Consider the following 25819-nt stretch of genomic DNA (forward strand, 5'->3'; position numbering starts at 1 on the left):
CGGCCTGTCCCGTCGCCCGTCTTGGCCGGTGGCAGGATGGGCTCAGGAAAACGCCACCGTCGTTCCACTCTCGTCGCCGTCAGTGTGCTCGCCGCACGGTCAGGATGGGTCTAGGAAAACGACAGGTATTCATAAAGTAATCAAGAAATCTTTTTACTTGTCACGCAAAAATAAAGCGCGTTTTATGACGCTTTTATGCGTTTTTTCTCTTGTCATGAAAGGCCGAAAAGGCTATATTTTACTTGTCGAGAGGGATTGGCCCTTAAGACAAAGCGCCCCGGTTAGTGCTGGAACACCAAGCCGGGACTTCGCTAGACTAGAAAGGTACATTTCATGTCCGACGCATCCAACACAATGTCCCAGAACGCTTCTCAGGGCAACTACTCCCCCGCCGCTGTCCGTCGCTTCAACGAAGCCCAACGCCGCACCAAGGCTCTTGCCTCTCCGGGTCTGGCCGACATTCTTCGCCTCGTTCCGTCTGAAGACCAGATGGCTAAAATCGTGCTGGCGTTCGGTGTCGAGGCCGGTGACGTTGATGAGCTGACCGGGGCAGGGTCCAACATGGTCCGCGAGCAATACGACCTGATGTTTCCCATCCTTGTGACCTATATCCGGGGCGAGCAGAATTTCAACGGTCTGCGGATGCACCTTGACCGCGTGGTGGATGGTCTCATCCGCTCCGCCTATGGCGCCGCGAACTTCTATGAAAACCGCCGCATGATCGCCAAGGATGCCGCAGACAGCTACGCCAACGGCGACCGCGACGAAGACCGCATGGGCGTGGATGGGGCAGATAACCGCGTGGACGGCCTGCGCCGCATCGCCGCCGAGAACGGCGCGAAGGCTTACGCGCTGTCCTGCGTCGCTTCCGGCGCGTGTGCCGCCTATGAGGAACTGATGGGTCAGGCGTGGAAGCCTTACACCCGCGACAATGGCCGCAGCCTTTCCCGTGACGTCGCCGCCGTTCAGGCCGACGCCATGGGCTTCTAAGTCAGGCCCGCCGCGCCCACAGGGCGCGGCCTCTTCCTGTCCCCTTGCACATCGAAGAGCGACCGGCCCCGCCCGGTCGTGGAGCCTGTCCCATGTCTCACGCACTCGCCCACTATGTCCCCGACGCCAGCGCCAAGAGCCTCCCCCTGAGACGGCTGGAGCACCTTGCGCGTGGCTTCGCCATCGCGGACGCCCTCATGACCTTTCTGGAAAATACCCGCTTCGATGCCAGCATTGAGAAGGCCGCAGAAGACGCGCGCGCCGCTGGTGCCACCCCTGCCGAGATCCGGGCCGCCTCGAACGGCCTCGCCTGACCGGCCTCGGCCAGGTCCACACATGCAAAAGGCGGTTCCCCTGGGAGCCGCCTTTTTTGTTGTCCGGTCAGACCGCGCCAAAATGGACACAACCGCGCAGGCGCGGCTGTGAAGTATGCTGCGTCAGGGCTTCGCCCTGGTGCGGGTGTGCAAGAGCCCGCTCAGGACTTCGGCAGGATCGGAGGCGGGACGATCTGGCACCATGATGCGCCCTTCGTATCGAACGCCTGATGTTCCTCGCAATAGCGACCGACACTCGCCGCATAGCCGTCATACGTGTAGCCAGACGCAAAGCCGAGGCCCATGAGGACCGCTCCTGCAAGGGTCATCCGCACATAAGCGCGCCACCGGGCTTCCTTGTAAAACTGGCGCTCATGCGTCGGAATTTCCGTCCGCAACTGGTCGAAAACTTCCTTGCGCAGCTCCGAGGTCACGCCAGAGACGATCCGCCCGAGCGTGGCCTGCAATTCGCGGTCTCGAAACAGTTCCTGTTTCTCGACATTCCGCGCCGCGACTTCCCCCAGCTTTTCGACCTGCTGACGGCTTTCGATGAACTGGTCCCGCAGCGTGGTCTGTTCCTGCTTCGCCATCTCGATGATGTCGCGGGCTTCCCCTCTGAAATCCTGCATTTCAGAGGCACACGACAGAACAACCCGCGCAAAGGCGTCCATTCCCTTGCGTTGGGCTCTGATCCATCGCCCAAGAGGAGAATGCTCATCAATGCCATCGAGCCGGGCGGCTTCTTCCATCAGCCGACCCGCCTCGGCCAGTCCGTCAAGCGTCCCGTTGTCGGTGAGTTCACTCATGTCAGGACCTCGGTATCGTACAGGGTAACCTTCCGAAGCCCCGCCCCGGTGCCTTGTTCGATGGCCCAACTGCGGACATGCGATGCCCGAATGACCAACTGCATGCACATAAACGGTGTGGCCTCATGAATCAGGTCATCGGCCAAGGACTGGAAAAGCTCCCAGTCTTTCGACGAGAACAAAGACACATCCTGAGGGAAGGCGAGTTCAGGATTGTTTTTGTAGAGCGGGGAGGGCGTCGCTCCAAAATGGCTCATCAGCGCCGCCGCATCCTTCGGGCTCGCCTCGACGTCAAACGCCGTCAGAGCCTCGGGAGGAAGATCAGGCTGGTGGGTGTAATGGCCTTCATCGCCAAAAAAGAGTGGCGTGTCCGGTGGAGCGCAGTCATCCCGGAGATCGAACGTCAAAGAAACCGGATAGACTGTTGCCATGGGCCTGCCGTGTAGTTTCATGCGCGGACGGTAGTCTGCATAATGCAACATCCCCCGCTGCCCTGACTGATCCGCGATCACCAGAAATCCACAACGGGTCGGCACGCTGTTTTTTCGAAGCGGCGGAAGCCGCTCCGTTCCATTGGGCTCCCACTCCCAGAACGATACCCCCACCGGAAACCGGATGGTGGAGAGGGAGCGGATGGTGACGCCGAGATCGGTCACATCAAGATGCTCAGCTTCCCCCACTGCATTGTAACAGACGAAGTGTTGCTCTCCGTCTGCAAGGAGGTCGAGAAACCTCCGGTTGCCAATCCCTCCAAAGGGATTAGCGCCTGTTTTCAGCCGGTCGAGCAGATCCGGCTCGGATTTGCGGCTCCTTCTCATGGCAGCCAGTCTTCGATACCCGCATCCGAGATGTTTTCCTCGATTTTCTCCAGCCAGTTTTTGACAAGCCACTGACGCATCGGACCGAGGGGCGTTCCGTCCTGTCCCGGCTTACCCGCGGCGGCGTCATGGAAAGTCAGGCCACTCGCCAGTACTTCTTTCATGCAGGATAGCTTTGGAATCCGCAGAAATTCAGTTTCCATCCCCGCCACGTTCATAAGGCGCTCATCATTCATGATCGGGTTGAAAACAGTGTCCGGCTTATGCCCGGCCGGAACGGTCCATTCGTTGAGGACGATGATGCCACGGCGGGGCCGGAACTGGCCGCTGGCCCACAGCTTTTCAAGATAGGCGATGTCACCGGGCTGGGAGCCACACATGAACAGGCCTGTGACCGGAACACCGACAGCATCCGCCGCACCGATGATGTCATCTTCGGCGGCCCATTCCTCCAAGGTTCTGTCACCACCCCCAATGTCGATTAGCAGAGATGATTTGCGCATCGCCGCTTCGTTGAAGCTGTTGGCAAACCACTCTTTCAGGTGGCCGGCTTCCTCGTTCGAAGGGCAGGGAAGCCCGTGAGTTTTATAAATCTCCTTGAACAGGGAAATGCCGGGGTTACGAACATCTCCGTCCCCCAGAAGAAGAGGCCGCCCCTGAAAAATGGCTCGCTCCGCAAGCGGAGCGAGGCAAGTCGTTCCACCAAGATTTCCACGTCCGGCCTTGATCAGGGAGCGTAGTTCGAGAGACTTTGTAATCGCTTCATGCAGCTCAGGCGTTGAAAGGCGTTTTGGTTTTTCGGTCACATTGGGTTCCTGACATTGAATGATCCGCCAGAGACGGCTCGATCATTTTCCCAGATCCCGTTGTGAGTGCAGACAGCGCAGGTGGGCGCGGATTAGCGTCCGATCTTCATTTTCAAAAGACAGAACATCGCTTTGAGAGGTTTACTCCGTTCGCGCGGGGGGATGACCTCAATCATGGGTAGGCAGGCAAGTGCCCATTCCCGGTCTCTGTCAAAGAAGGATCGGCGTGGCAGACCCGGCATCTGCTCGAAGTCGAGTTTGCCCTCGGGGGTTCGCCCAGAAGCCTCAAGTGGCATGAGGGCTTCAAGTGGCAGATCCTTCGGCATTCCTGCGGGACGTGGACCAACATAGGGCGGTGGCAGAGGAATGTCCCGGTCCCTGCCATAGCGTGGAGCCTGCTTTCTCATGACAACAAACTCGGCCACCCGTCCGATTTTTAAGGCAGGAGCGGCCTCACGTTCCTCTGGCGGGGCGGCTTCAGTCCGTACCTGCGGGACCGTTTCAGGATACAGGACTGACCGGCTGCGATCGCGGGCGTCCTGTAACTGCTTTTCGCGAAGGTCCGCATCGGCTTCCGCCATGCGATGGTTCAGTGTCTCCCGTCCTTCAGCGTCATCCTGCTTTTGTGCCTGAGAGGCTGCGCGGGCTGCGGCACGAGCTGCCAAAGCTGTGTTGCGGGCTTCTTCTTTTTGCCTTTGCATCGCACCGACAGCCTTGCGGACACGGTACCACGTACTGCGGACAGTCGCAGGCTTTGGCGGCTCTCCATTCACATTCGTAAGGCCAGCGGATTCCGCAGCCTCGCTCATCTTCTGCCAGCGGACCTTTTTGCCCGTGATGGCCTGCGACATCGCCTCATAGTTATTGGTCATCCACTGGAAAAGTGGAGAGTGCGCCCATGTTCCGCGCTGACAGCCCAGCAATGCGGTGAACATTGCGCCGTCGGTTCCCCCCACTGCCATCGCTGCACTCATGTCTGCGTCCTTCCTCGTTGAGCTACGCCTAGCATTACCCTCGCATCGTGTCAAAGATCGTGCCATTATCGCTGCGCCGTCGTTCTAAGATCGAGGCAAGATCGTTGCAGGTTTTTTCTTTTTCCATATACAAATGCACCCTTTCGGGTGCGGTCCCTGCGGGACCACCAGGCAACCGGATCAGCGGGCGATGTTCGATGCTCTTGAGAGGGTGCTTTCCGTCGTGCTGTAATTGCTGTATATCATGTCATAGACAGCAATGATGTATGTCTAGCCCAGACGGGAGCCTGAGAATGCGTACCTTTTCAACCAGTGATCTGTCCCGGAAATCGGGAGACATTATCGCCAGCGCGCTCCAGGGACCGATCGCCATCAGCCAGCGCGGAAAGCCCCGTCTGGTGGTGTTGAGTGTCGAGCAGTACGAGGCGCTCAGACAGTCGCAGCCCGACCGCCGCGTGTCTGGAGCTACGGCCGATATGCCCGCCGATCTGGCAGAGGATGTCGCGCAGGCGATTGATGCGTTCCTGTCTCCGGACAAGCGCTGACCGTGAGCGCCGTGTTCGAGCCCGGTACGGTTCTGCACTACCCCTATCTGTGGCATTGGCAGGATGCACAGGGTGAGGCAGAGGGGCGCAAGGACCGGCCAGTCGCCGTAGCCGTGCTGTTCGTCGGCCGGGATGGTCAGGACTATGTTCTGCTGCTGCCTCTCACCACGCAGAAGCCAGCGGAGGGACGACACGCCATCGAGATCCCGGCAACGGAGAAGCCGCGTGCGGCGCTCGATCAGAACCGCAGTCAGTGGCTCATGCTGGATGAGTACAATCTCGATCCGGTCAAAGGCTCGTATTACCTTCGGCAGTCCGCCGTGACAGGGCAGTTCAGCAAGGCGTTCATGCGGACGGTTCTGGAGCAGTTCCGCAGCCTGTTCCCGCAGGCAAGGCGTGTGGCCCGTCATCCCTGACGCGTCCTGCTGACCCCCGCCGACCGCACTCACAACCCAGGATGGGAGAATGCCTCTTTCAGTAAGAAGGAGCTGACCATCCGTGTCTGACGTCGAAGACTTTACGCAGCCTCACCCCCTGACGGGGCAGAGCCAGTTTGAACTGCTTGTCATGACCCGTCTCAACCAGTTCGGGGAAATGCTTGCCCAGATCCATCAGCTGGTCAGCCCGCCTGATACGCCACAGGAGGGAGAGGGCCTGCACGAGGTCATGGTTCGCATGGCGAACGCATTGGACCGGCAGGGCAGTGTCCTGGAGCAGCTCTGCGAACAGGTTGCGAGGCTTGAGCGCGGGAGCGGCGAGGCGGCCGAGCAGGCATGATCACTTACCGCAAGCTTTCTGCGGCCGGGGCCGGGAAGCTCATCGTCGCCTATCTGCGGGAGCATCAGCTGGAGCCGGCAAAGGATGCCCGGTTCGAGCGGAACGGCGAGAAGAGCCAGTTTGAATCCGGTGATCGCCTGAACTCCTATTACACCGGACGCGATGCCCGCGGAAGTTGGGCCCCTGATATGAGCGAACGGATTGCCAGTCAGCTCGGCATCGATGTGACGACGCGCCCGACCGATGAAGCCCTCGCACGCCTGTTTGAGGGCAAGCGCGCTGACACGGGTGAGAAGTGGGCAGGGGCTCATGCGAACCGGGAGATTTCCGGGATTGATTTCACGGCCGCCCCGGACAAGAGCGTCACCCTTGCTGCAGAGTTCGCTTCCACGAAAGCCGAGCAGGCCCTCATTTGGTCCGCCATCCATCAGGCGAATGACCGTGCCATGGCATTCATCGCCAAGGAGATCGGGATTGCACGACGTGGAAAGGGGGGCGTCTCGTACAACGAAGGCGGAGATGTTGGCTGGGTCTCGTTCCGCCACTACACGGCACGACCGGTCATGAAGATCCAGGATGGCGCACAAGGCCCCACGGCGGCGGTGGAAGTTCTGGTGCCGGGGGATCCACAGGCGCATATCCATAATATCATGTTCAACGCGGTCGCCACGGAGAGCGGGCACCTCGGGTCTCTGGACAGCAAGCGCGTGACCCGGATGACGTCGCATATGTTTGGCGGATACTTCCAGGCCGAGCTGGCATCCGAGCTTCGCAAGCTGGGTATTCGGGTGGACGTGGATGCACGCGGTAAGGCTGTCGTTCTGAACGGCATCCCCGAAGAAGCCCGCGAGCTGTTTTCAAAGCGGAGCAAGCAGGCCGAGCGCATGGCCAAAGCCTTCGTCAAGCGGCAGGGCGGTGACTGGAAGGCCATGAGTGCCGAGCAGAAGTTCAAGGTCCTGCATCAGGCCAATCTGACCTACCGGTCGAACAAATATACCGGACGCAATGAGCGGGACATCTGGCGGGAGGAGGCCGATGAGATTGGCTGGCACCACGACACGGTCCTGACCGATGAGAAGACAGTTCTGCTGTCCCAGCAGGAGCGTTTCGAAAAGGCTTACGGGATCGCGGCCAAAATGCTGGCTGACGAATTTCGCACGGCCGCTGTCATCGACCGGGACGCCTTCCGCACCCATGCCGCGCACGGTCTCATTGCGGCTGGCATTGAGGGGATGGAGGACGTCGAACGGGTTGCTGACCTGATTCAAGAGCGCGGCATTGAGATCGACGGCCAACAGGTCCGCTTCCTTGAGCGCGAGCAGGATGGTCGCCTCCGGGTCGCGACAAGCGCCCAGATCGCCCTTGAAAAGGATATGGCCCGTCTTGCCGGCCTCTCGGCGCGGACGCGGGACGGCGCGCTCAGTGACGAGCAGATCGCCGCAGCCGTCGCCCGGTCGGGTCTCGACTTCACGCGCGAGCCGGCACACGGCGCCGCGCAGCTGGCGGCCATCAATGCGCTGGGTCAGGCGGGTGGTCTGGGTTTCCTGATTGGTGTCGCCGGCTCCGGTAAAACGACGCTGCTGAAGCCTCTGGTCGATGCCTGGCAGGAGGATGGCCGCACCGTCATTGGCGCGGCCATTGCCTGGCGTCAGGCCGATGCGCTGAAGGATGCAGGCATTTCCCAGACCTACGCGATGACTCCCCTTCTGGACGGTCTGGCGCAGGGAAAGATTGTCCTCGATCGGCAGTCGGTTCTTGTCCTTGATGAAGTCAGTCAGGTTTCCCCGCGTCAGCTGCTTGAGATCCTCCAGCTTCAGCAGGAAAAAGGATTTGCCCTTCGGGTGGTGGGCGACCGGGAACAGGCCCAGGCGATCGAGGCTGGCGATGCCGTGGAACTGCTTTTGCGGGTGATGCCCAAAGAAGCGCGTCCGGAGCTGTTGAGCACGATCCGCCAGAAGTCCGCGCGAGGTCGGCAGATTGCCAGCATGTTTCGCAGTCCTGGCCGTGATCTGAGCCAAACCGAGGACGAGCAGAAGAAAGCCGATATCGCCCGGGCGCGTGAAGCCATCGACATGAAGCGCAAGGACGGCACGATCCGACTTGTGGGCGGCGACCATGAGCAGGTCGTCGAGCAGATCGCTGACCTGTATCTTCGACGCCGCGACATGCTGACCCAGGCCGGATCGGAGCGGGGGATCACCATGTCGGCGCCGACCAACGAAGACGTCATGGATCTCAGCCGTGCCGTCCGCGACCGGCTGCGCAAGCGTGGCGAGATCGGGCAGGCGGAGATCGTCAAGGCCGCCATCGATCAGCGTGGCGTCACCTATGAGCTGCCTCTCGCTGTTGGCGACCGGGTTCGGTTGTTTGCGAAAACCAGCGTCCGGATGGACACAGCGCATGGGCGCCGCTGGCGTGATCTGGGTTCGAACGGCGACTTCACGACCGTCAAGGGCTGGTCTGACGAGGGACTGGTTTTGCAGAATGCGAAGGGACGGGAAGGGCTCGTACCCTGGACCCGACTGGCCGACCCGAAGACCGGACGCGTCCGTCTGGGCTTTGGTCACGCCATGACGGTCGATGCAGCACAGGGTGTGACGTCCGATGAGCATATCAACGCGATGCCGCGTGGATCTTCGGCCATGACAGGTTTTACCTCCTACGTTGCCGAAAGCCGGCATGTCCATCGCTGCTGGACGGCCGTGTCGGAAGGATCCCTCCGGGAGGCCGAGACGTTTTCGCGGGCTCTGGGTGATATCCGGCCGGTGACGGTCAACGATCTGTATGACCGTCTGGCCTCGGACATGGGGCGTCATCCCTACAAGTCCCTGGCCGTGGATCTGGCAAAAGCCCGTCTTGCGCACGAAGAAGCCAATACGCGCTGGATCCGGCAGAACCATGTCAATGAGCGGACCCGGCAGAAGGGGCAGTCACCGGGCGGTCAGGTGCGTCGTCAGGTTGAGGAAGCCCCGATCCGGGATGTCCCGCGCGCGCAGTGGGACGATGTCAGTCGAAAGCTGCGCAAGGCCGGCTATGCCGCGCAGGACGCCCTGAATGCAGCGCGGCGGGTTGAAGATCTGCAGGAACGTCGGAGGACGCAACAGGCCGAAGACCGGCTGCAGCGGGCTCGCGCCGTCGCACAGGCAGAAGAGCGGGAGCGTGATCGCACGCGGGTTCGTGGCACAGGACGGGGGATGTAGGCTTGAAGAAGGAGGCGGCACGGGACATGCCGCCTCAGGTCCTATGCGAGTTCTTTGCCACGTGCATAAAGATTCAGAGCATGCGTGACGGCCTCGACGGCCGCCCGCTCATCCAGTCCAAGCGCCGTCTCGAACGTCACCAGTTCGCTTCGGAGTGCTTCGTCCAGATCCGGATGAAGTGGCTCCGTCGTGCGGGGCAGCTGAGCGGACGGAGGAACGAGGGTCTCAAACAGCTTGGCAAAAGGTTTGTCTTCCGCCGAGGTCTCGTCCGGAAAAAGAAGGTTCAGGAGTTCCTTGGCGTCCTGCAGGGGCGTGCCTTCCGTGTTGAGAACGACGCCGAGCCGCTGATACAGCTCTCCCAGAACTCCGGTCAACGGCCGGAGATCGCCCTTTTCGATCCGATCGCGCCCTTCCTGAAGACGCCGAGCCACGTCAGCTGCTTCTGTGGCCGGTTCCTCCGAAACAGGAGCTTCAGGAGCGGGAGCCGCTGAAACTGTGGGGAACACCCTGTTCACGCCCTCTGGCTTGATGCCGGCATAGAACAGTCGCGTGTAGATGCGCTTTCCCCGGAAGAGAATGATGGCCTGCCCCTGTCGAAGGTTCTGCACATCGCTCCAGGAGATCCGCTTGACGTCCCGGATGTCTGCGCGCTGCTGGTCCGCATAGACGCCCAGAGGGTTGGAACTGTCGAAGCCGGGGAGGACGCTGACAGGCATCGTTCCACCTGACTGTTCGATCCACTCCCGGGTTGGACCAGAGTCCTCGATATTTTCAAAGATCTTCAGCTTGGGATTGCCGAGAAGCGGAACGGTCAAATCCTTACCGAGCGTGGCGTAGAGGGTGCCTACTTCCTGAAACGAGATCAGCAGGGAAATGTTCAGCTCGCGACCCAACGCCATCATTGCGTCGATCCCGCGTGTCGCGAACTGACCGACTTCGTCCAGAACCAGAGGATAGGGCACCGTGGAGGACGACGCGCGGTTCACCACGCGGTCCTCATAGTCGCCCTCGATTGAGGTCCCGAGTGCTGCCGCCAGCGCGTAACGTAGCGCCGTGATGACCGCCTTGCCCAGGGCGGCGTTCGTGTCCGGGTGGTTTTCGAGCGAGGGGAGAAGAACGACGAGAATACGCCGATTGAAGATGACGTCCCGGAAGTCCACATCACCGATATTGCACCGGAAGATATGCCCCAGCGTGGAACTCATCTGGGTGAAAGTCTTGCCGAAACCACCCACAACATAGGAATGCTGCTCGCGAACCTTGTCCTGGTCTCCCACGCTCTTGGTGTTTGAGAAGCCGCCTGTTTCCGTCACGTAGTCGCGGACAGGGTTCAGCATGGTCCGGTCAAATTCTGGGGGCAGTTTGACTGTGCGCGTCTCGGCTGCGTCTGCATCATAGTAGGTGAAGATCTGATCCTGGTAGAGATCGCGCAGCTTCACGATGTCAGAGAACATCGTGCGGATCGTCTCGGACATGATCGGAATGCCAAGGTTGTCCCGGACCCAGACGAAGACATAGGACATGCCGCGAATAAGCGCCTCCGCTCTGTCGCGGAAATGCGCGGAGTTACCCCCTCCGCCTTTCTTGTCTTCCGGAAGAAAGAGCGTGAGCAGAAGCTCGGTCATGCCCTCAGCGTTAACGGAGGAGAAGGGGTTCCAGGTGTTGGTCTTTCTGTCGCCAGCCGAGACCATCATATTGATGAAGCGCAGATCCGCCTCGCGGCCCCACCGTCTGGCCATGGCAGCAACGGAGAAGGCAAGGTTGTTTGAGGCTTTGCCGTCGACAATCGTAAACCCGCCGCCCTGTGCCAGGGCATTGCACAGAAGGCTATAGATGAACTGCGTTTTGCCGGACCCGGTTGAACCGGGCAGAATGGCATGCATCGTCATGTCATTGCCGGACAGCCAGACCTGTTGGGCCGTGACTTCATCCCAGCCTATCAGCCAGTCTCCAGAAGGCTTGCCCGGGATTTCGACGCCAGGTCGTTTTGGGTCGGGCTGAGGATTGCCGTAGTCCTTTCCCTTCGCGTTGGCCGGCAAGCGAAGGGGCAACGTCACCGGCCGCGTCAGGACATAGCCTGCATAGGCGACGGCCAATGGTACGATGGCGGTTGTCAGCGCGGGAACAGCGACGGTCACGCCGGCCATGGCAACAAGCCCGATGGATGAGAACCCGGATCGGAGGATTTCCGCGATCTGATGAGGAACGCTGCGGGTGTCGCGGAATGCCAGCCCACCCTTTTGTTCGTGAAAATCCTGCGGACCGTCTATACGGCGCCTGATCGTCGCCATGATTATTCCAGTCCGAACGCAGTGTTGGGCACGGGGGCAGCGTCAGGCGCCGCGGGTACGGAACGGCGTGTCGCGGGTTCAGGGGCGCGGAGTAGCGGCATCTGCAAGGTGTCGGCTGTATGTGGGCCACTGCTTTTCGCGGGCGACCACAGCCGGTGGCCAACGGCGGCACCGACAACAATCAGACAGACGCCAGCGATCATCGGGAGGGGGATGCGTCTGGCTCTTTGTGGTTGCCGTTCAGTGGCGATCTCTTCTGCCGGGAGGGGACGCGGACTGTCAGCCCCCTCTGAAAGCGTGTCGTGGTCGAGAACGATGATGGTCCGTTCCCCTTCACGACGAATAGAAACAGACTGTGTCTCAGGTGGAACGGAAATGATCATCGCGGACCTCAGCAAGTTAGACGCCTGTGCAGTATCTGACAGGCGTTTGTGAGTGCGGATCAGCCCGTGACCGTCTGGGTGTAGGTCGTCAGAGCTTCGAGGGTGATGCGTCCTTCAGCATCGGCAATGGTTCTGAGCACAGCGTTGAGCGCCAGAAGAGCGATCGACAGCGGGACATGGTAGAGCCCGGTCAGTGTGTAGCCCGTCACGCTTAGTGTGTCTGGCTCGAGCTTGAGGCCGAAGCCGGCGCCTTTTGTTTCAGATCTCCAGAACGCCTCAGCGAGCCGGAGCAATACCGGCAGAAGCACGTTTGTCTGGGTAACACGCCATGCCGGCAGAGCACCTACACCTGGAATGCCCGTCTCGAAGCGGTATCCCTGCGTCTCAATCAGGGTCGTGCAGCACCGCACCAGGTCATCAAGATCGCTCATGCGTAATCACGCTTTTTCCAGGAGGGAAGACGAGGGCGAACCGGGCCACACAGAATGACCCGGAGCATGCGCACGGCCACGGGAAGCGTCAGGCCGAGCCATGCCAGCACGCTGAAGAACAGGACCCCGATTATGGCGAGGATAAACGTCCATTCGCGCATGTGAGCGATCCACAGAGCAAATGGTGCAAGCGCACGGGCGTCGATAATGAGAAGGCGGACCGGGTCCGCGGTAAAGCGCCACATCAGTTTTCTTCCTTCATGGCAGCGGCGGCGACGGCTTCTGTGATTCTGCCCTGTTTCACAGCTGCAGCGATGGATTGAGCGAATGTCTGTCCGTGCTCTTCGACAGCGGCCTGCGTGATATTCGGCCAGCGATCCCGGGGGGCGTCCAGCAGGCGGGTTCGAATGGCACGGGTCACAGGCAGGAACTCCCGAATGGGTGTCCTCTTGCCGTCGGTCGACTTCAGCAGCTTCTGGTTCACCAGAAGACGGAGGTTCTCGACGAACGAAATTGTCAGGCTGTCCCGCTGATCAGCGGGGCAGAGCGACTGAACACGTCGGACAGTGGAAGAGCAGCTGTTCGTATGCAGAGAGCTCAGGAGGCGATGGCCAGAGATTCCGGCCTGGATCGACGCTTCCATGGTCTGGGGATCACGGCACTCGCCCACGACGATGTCGGTTGGCTCCCGACGCATCGACGCGCGCACAAATTCGGAAAAACTCCGGAGGTTCCGGGGAATCTCAAGTTGCGTGACCGCTGAGTTACGACGTTCGACGCGATCATAGAGGATCTCAAGGGGGGCTGACGCTTCGATCAGGTTGCAGTGAATATCCGGGTCTTCAAGCCGGGCCCTGTTGATGCCGCCAATCAGCGTTGATTTCCCCGAGCCGGTGGCGCCGCAGATCAGGAAAATGCCCTGTTCTCCATGCAGCGCGTCCAGAAGTTGAGGCTCTACGTGCTGGTCCTCCAGCGGGCGGGGGATGTCAACCAGGGGCCGGAAGGTCAGCGAAATCCCTGCATCCGCCCCGACCTGCGAGCTGACGGCATTCAGGCGAAAAGGATATCGCCTTTTTTTGCGATCAGGCCAGATTGTATGCCCGACATCGATCGGGTCACCGTTTTTGAGGTTGGTGACTCCCGTCGCTGACCGGAAAATGTAGTTGACCGCGTCCTCGACTTCCCCCGGCAGACTGCCATCGCTTGTGACCTGATGGTTTTCGCCATGAAGGCGCACCATCACGGGGGTGTCTGTCTGGATCTCGATCCGGGAGCACTCGGCCTCTGAGCACCAGATCAGGAACTGGTCCAGCGTATGGCCCCGCAAAGGCTCGCCGTCGTGCGGCCACAACATGCTCATCGTGCCTTGTTCCCAAGACGGTTCAGTGTTTCGAACTCATGGATCACTCTCTGGTGGGTCCGGACCAGATCCTTGGGAAAGCTCTCGCGGTCTTCTTCAGGCGACACCCCACGCAGCAGCGCGTCCATGTAACGCGAAATCGGTTCAAGAAGGGACACAGGAGCCGTGGAAACGTCATACCCGTAAAAGGTCTTGCGAGACGCTGCATGTTCGAGCTGAACAAGTGTCAGTGTCATCGCACGATCGAGCTGAAGGGCTGGTACGGCATAATGCTCTGCGACCCAGTCCCGGAGGGTGTAAGCCGCAATGCGCGCACGGATGAAATCAGGCATGAGGTTAAAAATTACAGAATCAGTCATGGTGCGCCGAAAGTCTTGAGAAGGCTGGAGATCTGGGGTGTCGTCAGAGGGCGTCCGGCAAGGCACTCTGCTTTCCAGTGTGCCAGTGCTGCTGCCGCTTCCGGGCAGGCGGCAATCGCCATGACGTAAGGTGGGAGTCCGTCACGCGGATAGGACGCTGCGGAGAGAACGAGCCAGAGGTCGCGGTCCAGGAACTGGATGGCTGCGAAAAGCCCTGGGTTGACGACGCCGGCCTTGAGGCGTGCCTCCTGGAGAAGCGACAGGAGTGCTGGTCGCGTAAAGGCATGTTGCTCAGCGATCTTCAGCGTCGAGCGGAAGCTCTCCTTCTTCAGCTGCTTATCAAGGGTAGCCACAAAGGATTTCGACACTTTCGCGAAGTTTGATGGCGCTCCGTCCTTCAAAGTGCCTTTCAGCTGCACAGAGAGGTTTTCCAGGACACTCTGTGCCTCATCTTTCCGGCGCTGAATGAAGAACGAGAAGGCGACGAACAAGCATTTTTCAGCGACCGACGCCTCCAGGGGCCCACGCCAGGGACGACCAAGTTGCGCCTCCAGCGCCTGAAGAGTGGTCTCGCGGAGCTGGGCAGGTGAGTTGCCTCGCACGTATCGTGCACGCCATTCTTCAAGGTTCAGCGCAGGATCGAGAGGCGCCAATGGCGCTTCAGGAGGTGAGGGGCGCACCAGCTTTAGTCCTTTGCCCAGCCACGCTGCGCCGAGGGGATGGATCTCCGCGAGTGCTTTCTGCATACCCTCGAGACCGAACCGCTTGCGGTGACGTTCCAGCGGCGCTCGGGTCAGGCAGAGGGCGGCGAGAACGACAAGCAGAACAAGAGCGGGCCATCGGAGCACTGACCCTGTCAGGGTGCAAAGTTCCCAGAGGGTCGATGCAGAAACACGCTCAGGGATGGCGTCCCCAAGATTGACAAGGACCGGGTCGTAACGGTGCGTGAAGAGGCCAATCAGTTTCAGCTCATAGCCCTGCACGAAGAGGACGGCTTTGACGATCTGGGTATGGAACTTCAACCAGAGCAGGAACGAAAACAGAGCAATTCCGACGCAGACGCCGATCAGCAGGCTGGCAATGCGCTCGGGATCGTGGGATCGCGTGTTGGGAGCCGGATTAACTGGCATTATTGGCCTCCTTCTGAAACGTGCCAGTGCGCGCGGTTCGCATCGAGACCTGGCTGACTGCGGATGCGAAGCTCCCGGTCGTCGAGACGCATCAGATCTGCTCCACCCTGTACGTCGCGGTGCAGCTGGGAGACCTCCGGGGCTGCTACTTTTCCGGCCCTTAAGAGAACCCTGTAACGGCCCATGCCCATGACATCGCGTTCCATGCGCGACAGGTCATCGAGAAAGATCTCGACTGCCTGCCGTTGTCCGGCTGCCCAGCCATAAGCCACCCCGGATCTCCAGACCTCAACTTCATGCGGTGTGCGTGGCCGGACCGCGTCGGCTGGCGGGGAAGGGGGTGAGACAGTGCGGACAAGCCATGTGCGCCATTGCGGCACGGCCGTCACAAGCTGCGCATGGCGGGTAATCTGATAAATCGTTCCTGTTTCCCGGGCGGTCTGGCCACTTGGATCGAGGGCGACCGCCATTTGCGCCTCGGTGACCACGGGAGGGCGGAAAAGGGTCTTACCGTTGCCGACAGGGAGCACCAAAGTGCGGAAGTCGATCTTTTGGTCCAGAACATGGGAATATCGGCGCAGGAGTTCATTGATCGAGTCGGACTCTGCGGCCCGCCCGCCTTGAGCGCCATAGGCCCATGCCGCACTGCGCACGGCGCTGTCGCGTCCATTGCCGCTTTCCTGTTTTGGAGAGTAGCCGGGACGCACGGCCATCATCGCTTCGAGCGATGGTGGTCTGTCCACGTCAGGGATGTCCGGGGCTTCGGCTGCACCGGTGACAGGCGTGTCGATTGCATTGCCCGCTTCCGGGTTGCCGTCGGGTATCTCCGGGACAGGAAGATCCTGAGGGGGCTCGGCGTGTGCAGAGGCGTTGACCGCACAAAGTGATGCCGCAAGAAGGGCTGCCCGACAGGCGGAGCGCCGAGGCTTACGCATTCCAGGAAATCCTTATGGTGTGATGAGGGATATCAATCCAGATGTCGGCATGACCCGCTGACGCGGCCGCCATCTCGTCCAGCAGGCGACCAAGCGTGGTCGTCTTCTGATCCACTTCTATGATCGGCGGTGCGGCGCACGGCGGGATATCGGTCTGATAGCCGACCCGTGTTGCGATCAGCCGGACGCCCTCATCGAGCGGGCCCTGCCACTGCCATCTGACAGGTCGGTTCATCTCGGCCGGAAGAACAGAGCCTGCCCGTACCAGAGGAAAACGGACGGCACCAATCTGGTCGAGTGCGGACAGAATATGATTCATGTCCTGATCGTAGGGATGCACAGGCGCAGCAGCCTGTTTGCTGCAGGCACAGAGTCCTGACAGCAGCAGAAGGGTAAGGCCGAAGGGTCGGCAGAGAGGGATTTGCCACATGCCGCCTATGATGGCGGAGACGTTTGTGAGTGCGCAGCGATCTGGACGTTTTTCCAGACCTTTCGCTGATAGGCGACATTGTACTTGGGGGTACTGGAATTGTAATTGCCGACCCGTCTCCAGAATTCTGCGGCGTTGTCTGGGGTGTGCCCCCCAAGAGCGCCAGCCAGAACCCAGGCGCCAATATGAATGTTCAGGCAACCATCGTTGATGATCTGCTCGCGCGTAATCCCCATGCGGGCGAGTTCTGGCAGGTGCATCGAATTGACCTGGGCAGGCCCCATGTCATACGTGCCGTTCGTGTTCCGGCTGATATGTCCGACCCGACCACCCTCAGTGAGCAGAATGGCCCGGTAGAGGAGTTCAGGCAGATGATACTGTCTGGCAGCATGCGTCACACAGGACCCAAGAGAGCCTGTAAAGCCGGTGGCAGGGGGTGACACCGGCTTGTCCTGCTCCGAACCCCTGGGCGACGAGCGGGCTGCGCCAGCCCATGCAAGGATCCATGCTCCGGCCGCAATGTTCATGCAGGCGTTGGACCGGACCTCCTCAGGATCAAATCCGGCGCGCTGAAGAATAGGCAACCACCGAGGGTCGATTTTCATCACCCCAAGGCCCGGCCCCGACGCATGATCTATGACACGCTCAATGGATGCGACCGGCACGCTATAGGCTTGGGCGGCCAGTGCAGCACAGGGCGGAAGTGCTGTCATGGAAGAGCGACCGGATGCAGGTGATACTGATAGATCAGTCGCAGGATCATGAGTTCGTCGAGGACGTCCGGGAAATAGCCAAGAGCGCTTTCGTCGGACACGGGCCTGAAGTCATACAGCCTCGATCCATTCCGTTCCTGAGACAGTTCAAGTCCCACGCTTTCGCCGTTGTCGCGCTGTGGCAGAAGCTGAATCGCCAGAAGCTCGGCGTTGGGCGTGAGGCGGTTGATCAGGTCAACCAGCTCCCTGAAATGCCAGCCAATGGGATTGGAAGGCCGGGAGACCATGACAAAGAGCTTGCCGCTCCTGGATTTCATCAAACGCCGGTGCCGGTCGATACACCGCGTATAATAGTGGCGATCTTCAGGGGCCTGCGGATCCTTATGGGGGAACATGTCCTTCACCCCAAAGCGATCACGGAACGCAGCGTGACCGTCTTCGCCCGGTTTCGGGAGAAAATCCAAAAAATCGGTTTCGAGACAGTGGCGGATCATCCCTGGGGTCGCATGGACCCAGTCGAAGGGTAAGGCGCCCATGCGCAGATCGGCGTTCCGGAGAATGGTTGCTGGCAGACAGTGTGTTCCCAGAGGAATCACATGCTTGACCCGGTGCCCTCCAATCGTTCTGACGCCATAATTCGGCATCTTGGAGGAGCGCCGATGTTTGTATCGACGCAGGGTTGTGCGCAAGGACATGAAGAGTTCCGGCGTAAAGTCATAGGTTCCGCTCTTCACGCCTGAAACGTCAGGCGTGAGCGTGGTCTCGGGCCGCGTGAGGGCGTTGCTCATTGGGCGCTGCACAAGTGAAGGGTTGAGTAGCCATAATTGCCGTACCAGATGGTCTCGATCCCGAGGTCTTCTGTGCCGGCAGGGCAGCTGTACCCGCCCGTGATGCTGTTGGTGCGGTTGTAACCGGCAAAACCGTTTGTGGTGGTGGGCACATACCCTGAAATCTGAGCCTGCGGGGCACGCCAGACACCGCTCTGACAAACCAGAAGCAGTCCCGAGTTATCATTTTTGGTTGCTAATGCGCCGTTGGGACTGCACCCGTTTCCTGGCCACGCGTTGCCGTTATCGGTCCCTAGCCGAACAGTGGTGGCGGAAACATTCCCGGCCCCAAGATCGGCCGCGCTGCCGTCAGCGTGCTGAACATAGGCTGCCCCAGGTGCCCGGATTGCGAGATTGTCATTGTCGCCATAGAAACACGCATTGCCGACATTGAAGGCGCAGCCATTCTGCATCACGCGCACCGAGTTCTGAACTTCGAGGCGATCGCCGATGCTGACATATCCCTGATTGTTCACATAGGTGCTGACGTTTCCGCCTGTACCGACGCCGAGGCCACCCTCGAAATAGCCATCCCAACTATGGACGCCCCCACCCCAGCCGGTCGGCAGACCCACATAAGGGTCATATCCGCGCGTCCCGATGTTAGAACCAAAATGTCCTTGGCCGGCCCATAGATCAGCCGATGACCCATCATAATGCTGCAGAAAGACAGCGCCTGGGGTGCGCACGGCAGCATTATTGTCGTCGCCGTACAGGTAGGCACTCGCCACCTTCACGCCGCCATAGCCGCCGTTCGGATTGCCTCCGGCGAAGACGCCGCGTGTCGCGTTGACATCGTTCGCGTTGTTGACGCTGTTGCCGCCCATATCCAGCGGGGTTCGCATCGTGTTCAACTCGGGGTGTCCGGCCACAGCGGTGCGATACAGATAGTCGTTCGTCGTCACGCCAGCGTCTGATGACCCCGCGCCGGCAGAGACCAGACCAACAAGATGTCCGGGGCCAGGGTTGGGGAGGCCTGCCATGTTGAAACGCCAGGTTCCGCTTGCACCGTAGGCCGTGTCGGCCGTCAGCCCACCCAGCATGCCGTCATAGGGAACAAAGCCACCCTGATGGCCAGTCATGGCCGCGACAGAGACTTCGTCCTTCGGGATGTAGGACGTACCGCCGCTGCTCTCGATGACAGCACTCAGCACCCCGGAGGTTGGTTGCTGGATATAGACGCTCCAGGCCTGTCCATCCGGATTTGTCGCCGTAAATGCAGGCGGGAGGTCGTGCTCACTGATGAGCGTTGACAGCGCAATCTGCGTGGTCCCGCCGACCGGAATAGCAGCCGTCAGTTCGCTGGTGTGCGCGTTTTCATATTGTCCGGCCGCCCGGATCAGGTCCTGGAACTGGCCAGCGGTCACCGCAAGGCTTCCCTGACGCGTGCCATTCTCGACCATGGCGTAATAGCGCGGCAGGATCATGATTCCGATCACCGTGGCGATCATCAGTGCGACGATTGTGTTCATTGATATCCCGTGCCGCTCAGGCTGATGTAGGAAACGGCGTCGCCATCTGGCACTGCGACGGGAAGGGCTCCCATGTCACCCGAGGCTGGGGTGAACCAGTGCCCGCTTCGCGCTGTTCCAAGGGAAAGATCGCCATTCGCCAGCAGGATTGCCTGCGATATATCTGCAGCTTCCATCGGCATCCACGCGATGACCGAAACTGACTGGCCCGTCCCCATAATGCTGTTCTGTGCGGCTGCGACGAGGGCGGCGTTGCTGCCAAGCGTCAAGGCGCTCAGAGGCACGGAGGATCGGGTTGCCGGATGGTTTTCGACGTAGAGAAGCAGGGCTGCTTTGTAAGCAAGCCAGGCCTGTGCAGTCCCAGTCGTTGACACCAGCGGGGACGGCAGGTTCTGTCGCTGGATGACCCGGAGGCCATCCATTGAACTTGCGGCCATGATCACCAGAGCCAAGGCGAGAAAGACATAGGCCATCCGTCGTCAGTTCGAATATTCGAAAGTGACACTGACCTGCGACACCCCGGAGGTTGCGTTGCAGTTATTCGCGATATTGATTGCGGCCTGGGGATCGGACATTGCGACTTCGGAGCCGTTAATGGCCACGCGATCAGCATTCTGGCTTCGTGCGAAGGTGGCGCAGGCATCACCGTCCACATTCGTCCAGGCCTCGGAATGGCCCTGGTTCCACGGGGCAATCGTTACCTGGGAGTTGCCCCACGGGCCAAGAATGGTCGTTCCGTCACCATTCTGCATTGACTTGGGAACAAGCCCCGCCTTGATGGCTACGGAATTATCGAGACCGGTATAACTACGGGTCGTCATGCCGCCATTGATATAGCCGCTGATGTTCGTCGCGAGCTGGCTCTGTTGTGACGCTGCGGTACTGCCATTATTTTTTGCAAACACGGCATAGCCCCCGACAAGGACGGCGATCAGTGCAAGAAGCACCGCCCCGGCCTTGATAAGGAGTGAAACAATCTGATCCATGATAATTCTCCCTGATATGGTCCTGGGAGCATTATCGAACGGCTCTTTGTGAGTGCGGACACAACCGGCAGATCAGTTACATCGGGCCGATATCGCTCATGCCCGAACCGATGTTGTTGGAGGCTACGATCAATGCGCCGGCAATCAGCATCATCATGGCGTTGGCAAAGCCTTTTGCCGCGGCTGCCTGCTCCAGGGTTGTGAACTCGATCTCATCAGCCCAGGCGCGACTGGACTGCAGGAGACGGTCATAGGCTCCTGTGCCGCCCCAGCTTGCTTCGATGTCGTCAATGACTTCGGGAGACGGGAAAGCAAACCCGGAATCTTCCATAGCCTCGGGCAGGGACATACCCCTTGGACCCAGACGGTCAAGAATGGCTTCGAGGCGTTCTCGAAGCCAGGGTGTGGCAACCTGCATCTGATGGGTGAGGGCTTCGGTATCTGTCATCCCGGCCCGAACCAGCGCAATAAAGCTCGAGATCCAGATGTAACCCTGAATGTTGCGATAGATGGACCACGGCGCTGCGCGCTCAAGGATCACCCGGAGAGGGCCTGTGAGCTTTGTGAGACTGAGCCAGAGCATCACCAATGCCCCAACAAGGCCGCTGAGGATCAGGATACCATTCAGGCCGGTCGCAAGACTACTGGCAAAAACGAGAACCTCCTGCGAAGTGCTTGCTTTCATCTTCATGCCGCCGTTCATGAGTAACGACGGGATGACCATCTTCGCGATCGTGTAAAGAAACGCGAAGATGATCCCGACATACATCAGAGGCTGGCCGATCGCGCTTCTGGCGGCCCGCATGATGCGACCCACCCGTGTTTTGATATCGCACAGGAGGTCCATCGCAGAGGCGATATCCTGTCCTTTCTCCCCAGAGAGGATCATCATGTATTCGTCATGAGGGATGAAAGGTCTCAGCGCCTCGGCAAAACTCATGCCCTGGGCGGCCATCCGATGCAGCACTTTGTTCAGGATCCGTGGCACGGAGGTCTTCTTTCTGCGCTCCTGCTGACGGATGTACAGGAGCATAATGCGTTCCAACTCTGATTTCTGCCGGAGCCTGATGGCAATCATCCGATACAGTCGCGCCCGTGTCCGCCATGTAAAGGCGACGTGGATATCCATCCACTGTGCAAGATCCTGGGTGAGCCGCGGCTTTTCAGCCGCCGCAGACGTGTAGACAATCCGAAGGCTCATGACAGTTTTGCCCCTGACAGTCGCTCGCTCATGACGGCGTCCCGTGTCCGGATCCGATCAACGGTTGCCGTTACGGCAAATGGATCGACAAGACCCTGAAAGACACGGCCCATCGCTGTCTCGACCATCGACGGATCGGCATCGGGGCGCGCCCTGAACCTATGCCGGGCGATGGCAACACCATGATTGACGAAGTCAGACATCAACTGTTCGTCCGTTTCGATAACTTCGGCAACTGTGGTTCGACCGGAGATGCCAGTACCGAAGCAATGAGGGCACCCCGGCCCTTTTCTGCGGACAGCACTGAGATCATCGCCCCACGTCGGAACGGCTTCGCATGTCCTGCGTGGCAGTCTTTCGTCAGAGACGGTCCACGGAAGCGCACAGTGTTTGCACAGGATGGGAAGCAGACGTTGCGCGACAACGCCCCGGACGATGGAGGCATTACAGGTCGTGCGAAAACTCAGGCGTTCAAAGTCCATGTTCTGAAACCGCAAAGGGTAATCGAACGGATCGTCCACATGGAGTGTGCTCATCACAAAATGGCCCGTCTGCGCGGAATCAAACGTGGTCAGGGCGACTTCGCTATCGCGCATTTCTGCGATGGACAGGTCATCCGGATCCATACGCAGCGCGGTGCGCAGGCGTGCACGGAACTCACGACCGGCTTCTTCGGATGTCAGGGCATTCGAGATGTCGAGCTGAATACCCCAGTGCATGGGATACTCGGCAGGCTGGGCAATCTCGACCAGGCGCCGCTCGGGTTGGGTGCGGGCTTTGTGCAACGCAATCTCGTAGAGCAGGGTCGTTTTCCCGGAGCCGGTGGGGCCGGTACAAATCAGAACGCCTGAAGGCGAGACGGCGATATTCAGGATGCGGTCGACCTGGCTTTGCGTGAACCCGTAGTCGAGCAGTTTGAGCTTACCTTCAGGTCTGCGCGGGGTTCGGAACGCGGTCTGCTGCTGCGGCTGGCTTCGTCGATTACCTCCGGATTTCACGTACTGAAGACGGATGACCATGAACTTTCCGCCTTCGGACACCGGAAGGCACGGTCCTTTCACAATACGGACGTTGGCTAGGCCCGTTCCCTTGAGAATATCGCCAGCAATCGCCGCGTCCTGGAACGACAGGTCGCTGTAGGCACTGTCACGGGAGGTCGCCATTGTATACATGGCCCGCAGCAGACGATCCGCGTGATCGTTCGTCAGCTCATGCGCAACCACGAGTGAGCCGTTGATTCGAAACTGCACCTCGGTGTGGCGCTCCTTCCGGTGGATGTGGATGTCAGACACATCGCTTTCTGCCCCTTCGCGAAGAAGAGCCAATGCTTCATCCCGGACTTCGGCGTCTTCCCCGTCGTCAGTGTCCGAATGGCTCCCCGTTTCATGCGCACTCTGAATGCGGGCTGTGACGTCACTGATCGGCTCCCAGACAACCTTCAGGCAATCGAGCTGAGGGTGGCGGCGGGTATTGGTAATCCAGTCGAGCGCGTCTGTTGAACGCTGCAGTCTCTGATTCACATAAACAGTCTGGTTCACCGGATCGAGATGGATCTGGCTTCGCAATCCTGTTGGAATGGTCAGGACATTCGACGATGTCCCGGCCTTCTTCGTCGTGGTCTTTTTGAGAAAAGCGAGCATTTCTATGGTCTCTCAGGTCTGGCGCTGCACAAGGTGCGGTCCGGGCGACAGTCGGCCGCGCTCCTGTGACCTAGTTCGGGGTTCGCGGGGATGGCTTTGGCGCGGTAGTGACAGGCGCAAGCGTGTGCGTGAATGAAACCTGAATCTGCCAGGGACCCGTCCGCGACGCCGACTGGGCGGGCAGGACCGTCCGTGAAAGGGATGTGACCCTGAGGTTCCCAAAGGCGTCCCATGGAATGTCCCGAGGGTCAGTCTGCAGCGTGAAGGACATTCGGGTCGTCTCTGTGGGCACCTGTCTTCCGTCCACCAGAAGATTAAGCTTTGACGAATTGAGCGCAGGTGTAACCCCGTTGCGCTGCAGGATGCCGAGAAGCGTTCGTTCATTATAAGCCGCCATCGTGCCCTGACGTTTCCTGAAGCTGTAGGACAGAGGGCGGTGCGTCACGATGGCGTTTCCGTTGTCCATCAGCTCACCGTCAGGGGCGTCAGCCATATCGCCTCCGGTTCGGTACCAATGCAGATCGATAATGTCGCCTTTGCAGGACGCATGATCCAGGGTCCATCCGGCCGCAAACGGAGAGACGGGGATCATCGAGAGGCATCCGTCGATCCATTCCGACGGAGGGGGATCACGCTTTGCGATGACTTTTGGAACGCGCTTCGCGCTCTCTATCAGGGCTTTTCGGGCAAGCTCCCGACGTTGATCCAGAACATGCTGATGGTAGAAGTACCATGCGATTCCGGTGAGAAAGAAAAGACCTACGACAATGGCCGCAGACGTATAGAGGGGGGCCAGCGAGGTTGACCGGACCTTGAGAGGTGCGTCCGGAAGATCCTCTAAAAGCGCTTCAAATTCGCGGGATGAGAGAAGATCTCTCTGGTCGAACGGATAACCGGAGAAGGTTGAGCGAACAGCTTCGATCGCCTCTTCACGATAGACGCCGTCTGACCCCGGCAAAGGGAGCCCTTCTTCGTCGGTGGCAATGACCCAGAACTGGTCAATCCCCACCTCGTATTCGCCGTAATATCGCCCCCCGAACTTCTCGCTGATGGCCAGCGCGAGGCTATGAAACGGCTCTTTGGTGTCAACGGTATCAGCAGACAGAAACCCGACATGCTGCGGGTAAGTCCTGCTTTGCACATAGTAGTTGCTGCTGAACGCACTGGCGACCTTGTGGACCGTCATCAGGCAGGGGGAGCGCTCAAAGCTGCGCCACCTCAGATCACCGACCCAGATCCGTCTCTCGCTGCGGATGAAGAATGCCATCGGCCCCTCAGCGCGTGTAGGTCGGTGGGGGGAGCGTGTTCGACGCACCCGGAATGGCGATGATCTGCGTGCCGCTCGGCTGGCTGCCGGTTGCGTTCAGGCGGCTTCTGATCCCGTTTGAAGAGATCTGGACGCCTGAAGACGTCACCGCGAGCACGACGCTTCCGTCCGGGAGCGTAACCCCTTTTGAGACTTCAGAGGTGCTCCCGTCTGCAAACCTGAGAATGGCAGACGCCGTGTGATTGTAGGGATCAACCAGCAGAGCGTCATAGGTGGGAGGCTTCGGCACGCTTCTGGGGATGGGGTGATCCTCATTCGATGCCTCACGCGGGGGTGGAGAAAGCGGCGGTGCCTGCATCGTATCAAGCGCCGCCCGGGGCGCCTGTCCCTGGACCTGCTTCTCATTCTGCTTGCGCTCGTTCGCAGCAATGGCTGTTGTCAGGTCGGAGGCTGCCTTTGCCTGTTGAAGATACGTCAGACAGGCGTTGTTCTGATCAATCTGCGCCATGCTCAGAACCTCACCCGTGGCAGGTTCGTTGAGGTGCTTTGCGCAATCGAGCGCTGCAGCGTGCGCCAGGCCAGGCAGAGTAAAAGCAATCGCTGCTGTGATGAGCTGTTTCATAGGGTGCGAGCCTCAACCGTGACGACAACATGTGTTTTGGAAACCTGTGCGTCGCCGCCGCCACCTGTGACCCAGTTCAGGGCTGACCCGACACCGTTGCGTGTGCGGGACGTTGCGTCGTCGACATATCCGCTCAGGACGAGGGTTGAACCATTCTGCAGTGCCACTGTGTCATCAAGCGACGTGTTTGAGCTCTTGGGCGCCTGAAGGCTGGAGCCATTGGACGTGATCGTCTGAATCGACAGGAGTGTCTGGAGGAGGAAATTTACCCTCAGGAGAATGCGGTTATCGACGATCTTCGGCGTCACCGACCCCATGAAGCCTGACATGATAACCCCTGGAGACAGCGAGTTGGCAGATCCGGCATTGGTCGCGAGTGTGGTCGTCGTATTGGCAAGATACGTCGTGTTGATACCGTTCTGGAACGGGGCTGTAACGCCGTTGGGCTCTGTTGCAAAGTTGGTGCCCCTGTTTGAAACCGCTTTCAGTTTTGGTGTGGGGCACTGCGGATGAGCGATTTCAAGGGACGACATTTCCGGGGT

28 protein-coding genes and 1 pseudogene are annotated in these 25819 nt (G+C 59.8%); 6 read left to right on the forward strand and 23 right to left on the reverse strand.

The genetic code is table 11. The features are described from left to right. Positions 1-333: 333 nt before the first annotated feature. Entirely contained in the window at positions 334-990 is a 657-nt protein-coding gene (locus tag JN414_RS15295; RefSeq protein WP_202208661.1) for a hypothetical protein, read from the forward strand. A gap of 92 nt (positions 991-1082) precedes the next feature. Then, positions 1083-1304 carry a hypothetical protein gene (locus JN414_RS15300; protein WP_202208662.1) on the forward strand — a complete coding sequence of 74 codons (222 nt, stop codon included), beginning with the start codon at positions 1083-1085 and terminating at the stop codon, positions 1302-1304. Between the two features lie 161 nt (positions 1305-1465). On the opposite strand, the gene JN414_RS15305 is transcribed toward JN414_RS15300, so the two are convergent. The 4 genes from JN414_RS15305 to JN414_RS15320 all read right to left on the reverse strand — a co-directional run bounded on the left by JN414_RS15305 (position 1466) and on the right by JN414_RS15320 (position 4708). Further along, entirely contained in the window at positions 1466-2110 is a 645-nt protein-coding gene (locus tag JN414_RS15305) for a hypothetical protein (RefSeq protein ID WP_237390113.1), read from the reverse strand. After that, positions 2107-2928, reverse strand: a complete 822-nt coding sequence (locus JN414_RS15310; RefSeq protein ID WP_202208663.1) for a hypothetical protein — start codon at positions 2926-2928, stop codon at positions 2107-2109. Before JN414_RS15310 ends, JN414_RS15305 begins: the two co-directional genes overlap by 4 nt. Beyond that, positions 2925-3734, reverse strand: a complete 810-nt coding sequence (locus JN414_RS15315; RefSeq protein ID WP_237390114.1) for a hypothetical protein — start codon at positions 3732-3734, stop codon at positions 2925-2927. Before JN414_RS15315 ends, JN414_RS15310 begins: the two co-directional genes overlap by 4 nt. 92 nt (positions 3735-3826) lie before the next feature. Continuing rightward, complete coding sequence (locus JN414_RS15320) at positions 3827-4708, reverse strand: hypothetical protein (RefSeq protein WP_202208664.1); 882 nt, start codon at positions 4706-4708, stop codon at positions 3827-3829. Positions 4709-5001: 293 nt separating this feature from the next. On the opposite strand from JN414_RS15320, the gene JN414_RS15325 reads away from it, so the two are divergent. From JN414_RS15325 to mobF, 4 genes are all read left to right on the forward strand, one after another. Next, positions 5002-5253 (forward strand): type II toxin-antitoxin system prevent-host-death family antitoxin, encoded by a 252-nt coding sequence (locus JN414_RS15325; RefSeq protein ID WP_131973940.1) that lies wholly within the window; start codon positions 5002-5004, stop codon positions 5251-5253. Between the two features lie 2 nt (positions 5254-5255). Next, positions 5256-5669: a hypothetical protein gene (locus JN414_RS15330; protein ID WP_202208666.1), complete on the forward strand. Its 414-nt coding sequence runs from the start codon at positions 5256-5258 to the stop codon at positions 5667-5669. Positions 5670-5751: 82 nt separating this feature from the next. Next, positions 5752-6030 (forward strand): hypothetical protein, encoded by a 279-nt coding sequence (locus tag JN414_RS15335; protein ID WP_202208668.1) that lies wholly within the window; start codon positions 5752-5754, stop codon positions 6028-6030. Beyond that, on the forward strand, positions 6027-9230 hold the full coding sequence (gene mobF / locus JN414_RS15340) for a MobF family relaxase (RefSeq protein WP_202208670.1): 3204 nt from the start codon (positions 6027-6029) through the stop codon (positions 9228-9230). Before JN414_RS15335 ends, mobF begins: the two co-directional genes overlap by 4 nt. A 41-nt stretch (positions 9231-9271) precedes the next feature. Here the strand turns inward: mobF and JN414_RS15345 are convergent, their stop codons facing one another. The 19 genes and pseudogenes from JN414_RS15345 to JN414_RS15435 all read right to left on the reverse strand — a co-directional run. Further along, positions 9272-11521, reverse strand: a complete 2250-nt coding sequence (locus JN414_RS15345) for a type IV secretion system DNA-binding domain-containing protein (RefSeq protein ID WP_202208671.1) — start codon at positions 11519-11521, stop codon at positions 9272-9274. Positions 11522-11523: 2 nt separating this feature from the next. Beyond that, a complete protein-coding gene (locus tag JN414_RS15350) occupies positions 11524-11904 on the reverse strand; it encodes a hypothetical protein (RefSeq protein WP_202208672.1) in 381 nt (126 codons plus the stop codon). 59 nt (positions 11905-11963) lie between these two features. After that, complete coding sequence (locus JN414_RS15355) at positions 11964-12335, reverse strand: hypothetical protein (RefSeq protein WP_202208673.1); 372 nt, start codon at positions 12333-12335, stop codon at positions 11964-11966. Then, entirely contained in the window at positions 12332-12580 is a 249-nt protein-coding gene (gene icmT, locus JN414_RS15360; protein ID WP_010504824.1) for an IcmT/TraK family protein, read from the reverse strand. The genes JN414_RS15355 and icmT overlap by 4 nt, the downstream gene beginning before the upstream one ends. After that, positions 12580-13695: a type IV pilus twitching motility protein PilT gene (locus tag JN414_RS15365; protein ID WP_202208674.1), complete on the reverse strand. Its 1116-nt coding sequence runs from the start codon at positions 13693-13695 to the stop codon at positions 12580-12582. The genes icmT and JN414_RS15365 overlap by 1 nt, the downstream gene beginning before the upstream one ends. Beyond that, a complete protein-coding gene (locus tag JN414_RS15370; protein WP_237390115.1) occupies positions 13692-14054 on the reverse strand; it encodes a hypothetical protein in 363 nt (120 codons plus the stop codon). The genes JN414_RS15365 and JN414_RS15370 overlap by 4 nt, the downstream gene beginning before the upstream one ends. Then, complete coding sequence (locus tag JN414_RS15375; protein ID WP_202208676.1) at positions 14051-15184, reverse strand: hypothetical protein; 1134 nt, start codon at positions 15182-15184, stop codon at positions 14051-14053. The genes JN414_RS15370 and JN414_RS15375 overlap by 4 nt, the downstream gene beginning before the upstream one ends. After that, complete coding sequence (locus JN414_RS15380) at positions 15184-16119, reverse strand: type IV secretion system DotC family protein (protein WP_202208677.1); 936 nt, start codon at positions 16117-16119, stop codon at positions 15184-15186. The genes JN414_RS15375 and JN414_RS15380 overlap by 1 nt, the downstream gene beginning before the upstream one ends. Further along, positions 16112-16549 (reverse strand): DotD/TraH family lipoprotein, encoded by a 438-nt coding sequence (locus JN414_RS15385; RefSeq protein WP_202208678.1) that lies wholly within the window; start codon positions 16547-16549, stop codon positions 16112-16114. The genes JN414_RS15380 and JN414_RS15385 overlap by 8 nt, the downstream gene beginning before the upstream one ends. A 5-nt stretch (positions 16550-16554) precedes the next feature. Beyond that, a complete protein-coding gene (locus JN414_RS15390; RefSeq protein ID WP_202208680.1) occupies positions 16555-17262 on the reverse strand; it encodes a transglycosylase SLT domain-containing protein in 708 nt (235 codons plus the stop codon). After that, positions 17259-18050: a DUF1796 family putative cysteine peptidase gene (locus JN414_RS15395; protein ID WP_202208681.1), complete on the reverse strand. Its 792-nt coding sequence runs from the start codon at positions 18048-18050 to the stop codon at positions 17259-17261. Before JN414_RS15395 ends, JN414_RS15390 begins: the two co-directional genes overlap by 4 nt. Continuing rightward, positions 18047-19561, reverse strand: a complete 1515-nt coding sequence (gene pilV / locus JN414_RS15400; RefSeq protein WP_202208682.1) for a shufflon system plasmid conjugative transfer pilus tip adhesin PilV — start codon at positions 19559-19561, stop codon at positions 18047-18049. The genes JN414_RS15395 and pilV overlap by 4 nt, the downstream gene beginning before the upstream one ends. Further along, entirely contained in the window at positions 19558-20034 is a 477-nt protein-coding gene (pilM, locus tag JN414_RS15405; RefSeq protein ID WP_202208683.1) for a type IV pilus biogenesis protein PilM, read from the reverse strand. The genes pilV and pilM overlap by 4 nt, the downstream gene beginning before the upstream one ends. A 6-nt stretch (positions 20035-20040) precedes the next feature. Continuing rightward, positions 20041-20547 carry a type 4 pilus major pilin gene (locus tag JN414_RS15410; protein ID WP_202208684.1) on the reverse strand — a complete coding sequence of 169 codons (507 nt, stop codon included), beginning with the start codon at positions 20545-20547 and terminating at the stop codon, positions 20041-20043. A 76-nt stretch (positions 20548-20623) separates the two neighbouring features. Continuing rightward, positions 20624-21748, reverse strand: a complete 1125-nt coding sequence (locus tag JN414_RS15415) for a type II secretion system F family protein (RefSeq protein ID WP_202208685.1) — start codon at positions 21746-21748, stop codon at positions 20624-20626. Then, entirely contained in the window at positions 21745-23388 is a 1644-nt protein-coding gene (locus JN414_RS15420; protein WP_202208686.1) for a GspE/PulE family protein, read from the reverse strand. Before JN414_RS15420 ends, JN414_RS15415 begins: the two co-directional genes overlap by 4 nt. 70 nt (positions 23389-23458) lie before the next feature. After that, complete coding sequence (pilO2, locus tag JN414_RS15425) at positions 23459-24655, reverse strand: type 4b pilus protein PilO2 (RefSeq protein WP_202208687.1); 1197 nt, start codon at positions 24653-24655, stop codon at positions 23459-23461. Between the two features lie 7 nt (positions 24656-24662). Next, a complete protein-coding gene (gene pilP, locus JN414_RS15430; RefSeq protein WP_202208688.1) occupies positions 24663-25277 on the reverse strand; it encodes a type IV pilus biogenesis protein PilP in 615 nt (204 codons plus the stop codon). Next, a pseudogene (locus JN414_RS15435) lies at positions 25274-25819 on the reverse strand (pilus assembly protein PilN); the annotation flags it as partial. The gene pilP and the pseudogene JN414_RS15435, both read right to left, overlap by 4 nt.

The organism is Gluconobacter sp. Gdi (assembly GCF_014132155.1).
Lineage (GTDB): Bacteria > Pseudomonadota > Alphaproteobacteria > Acetobacterales > Acetobacteraceae > Gluconobacter.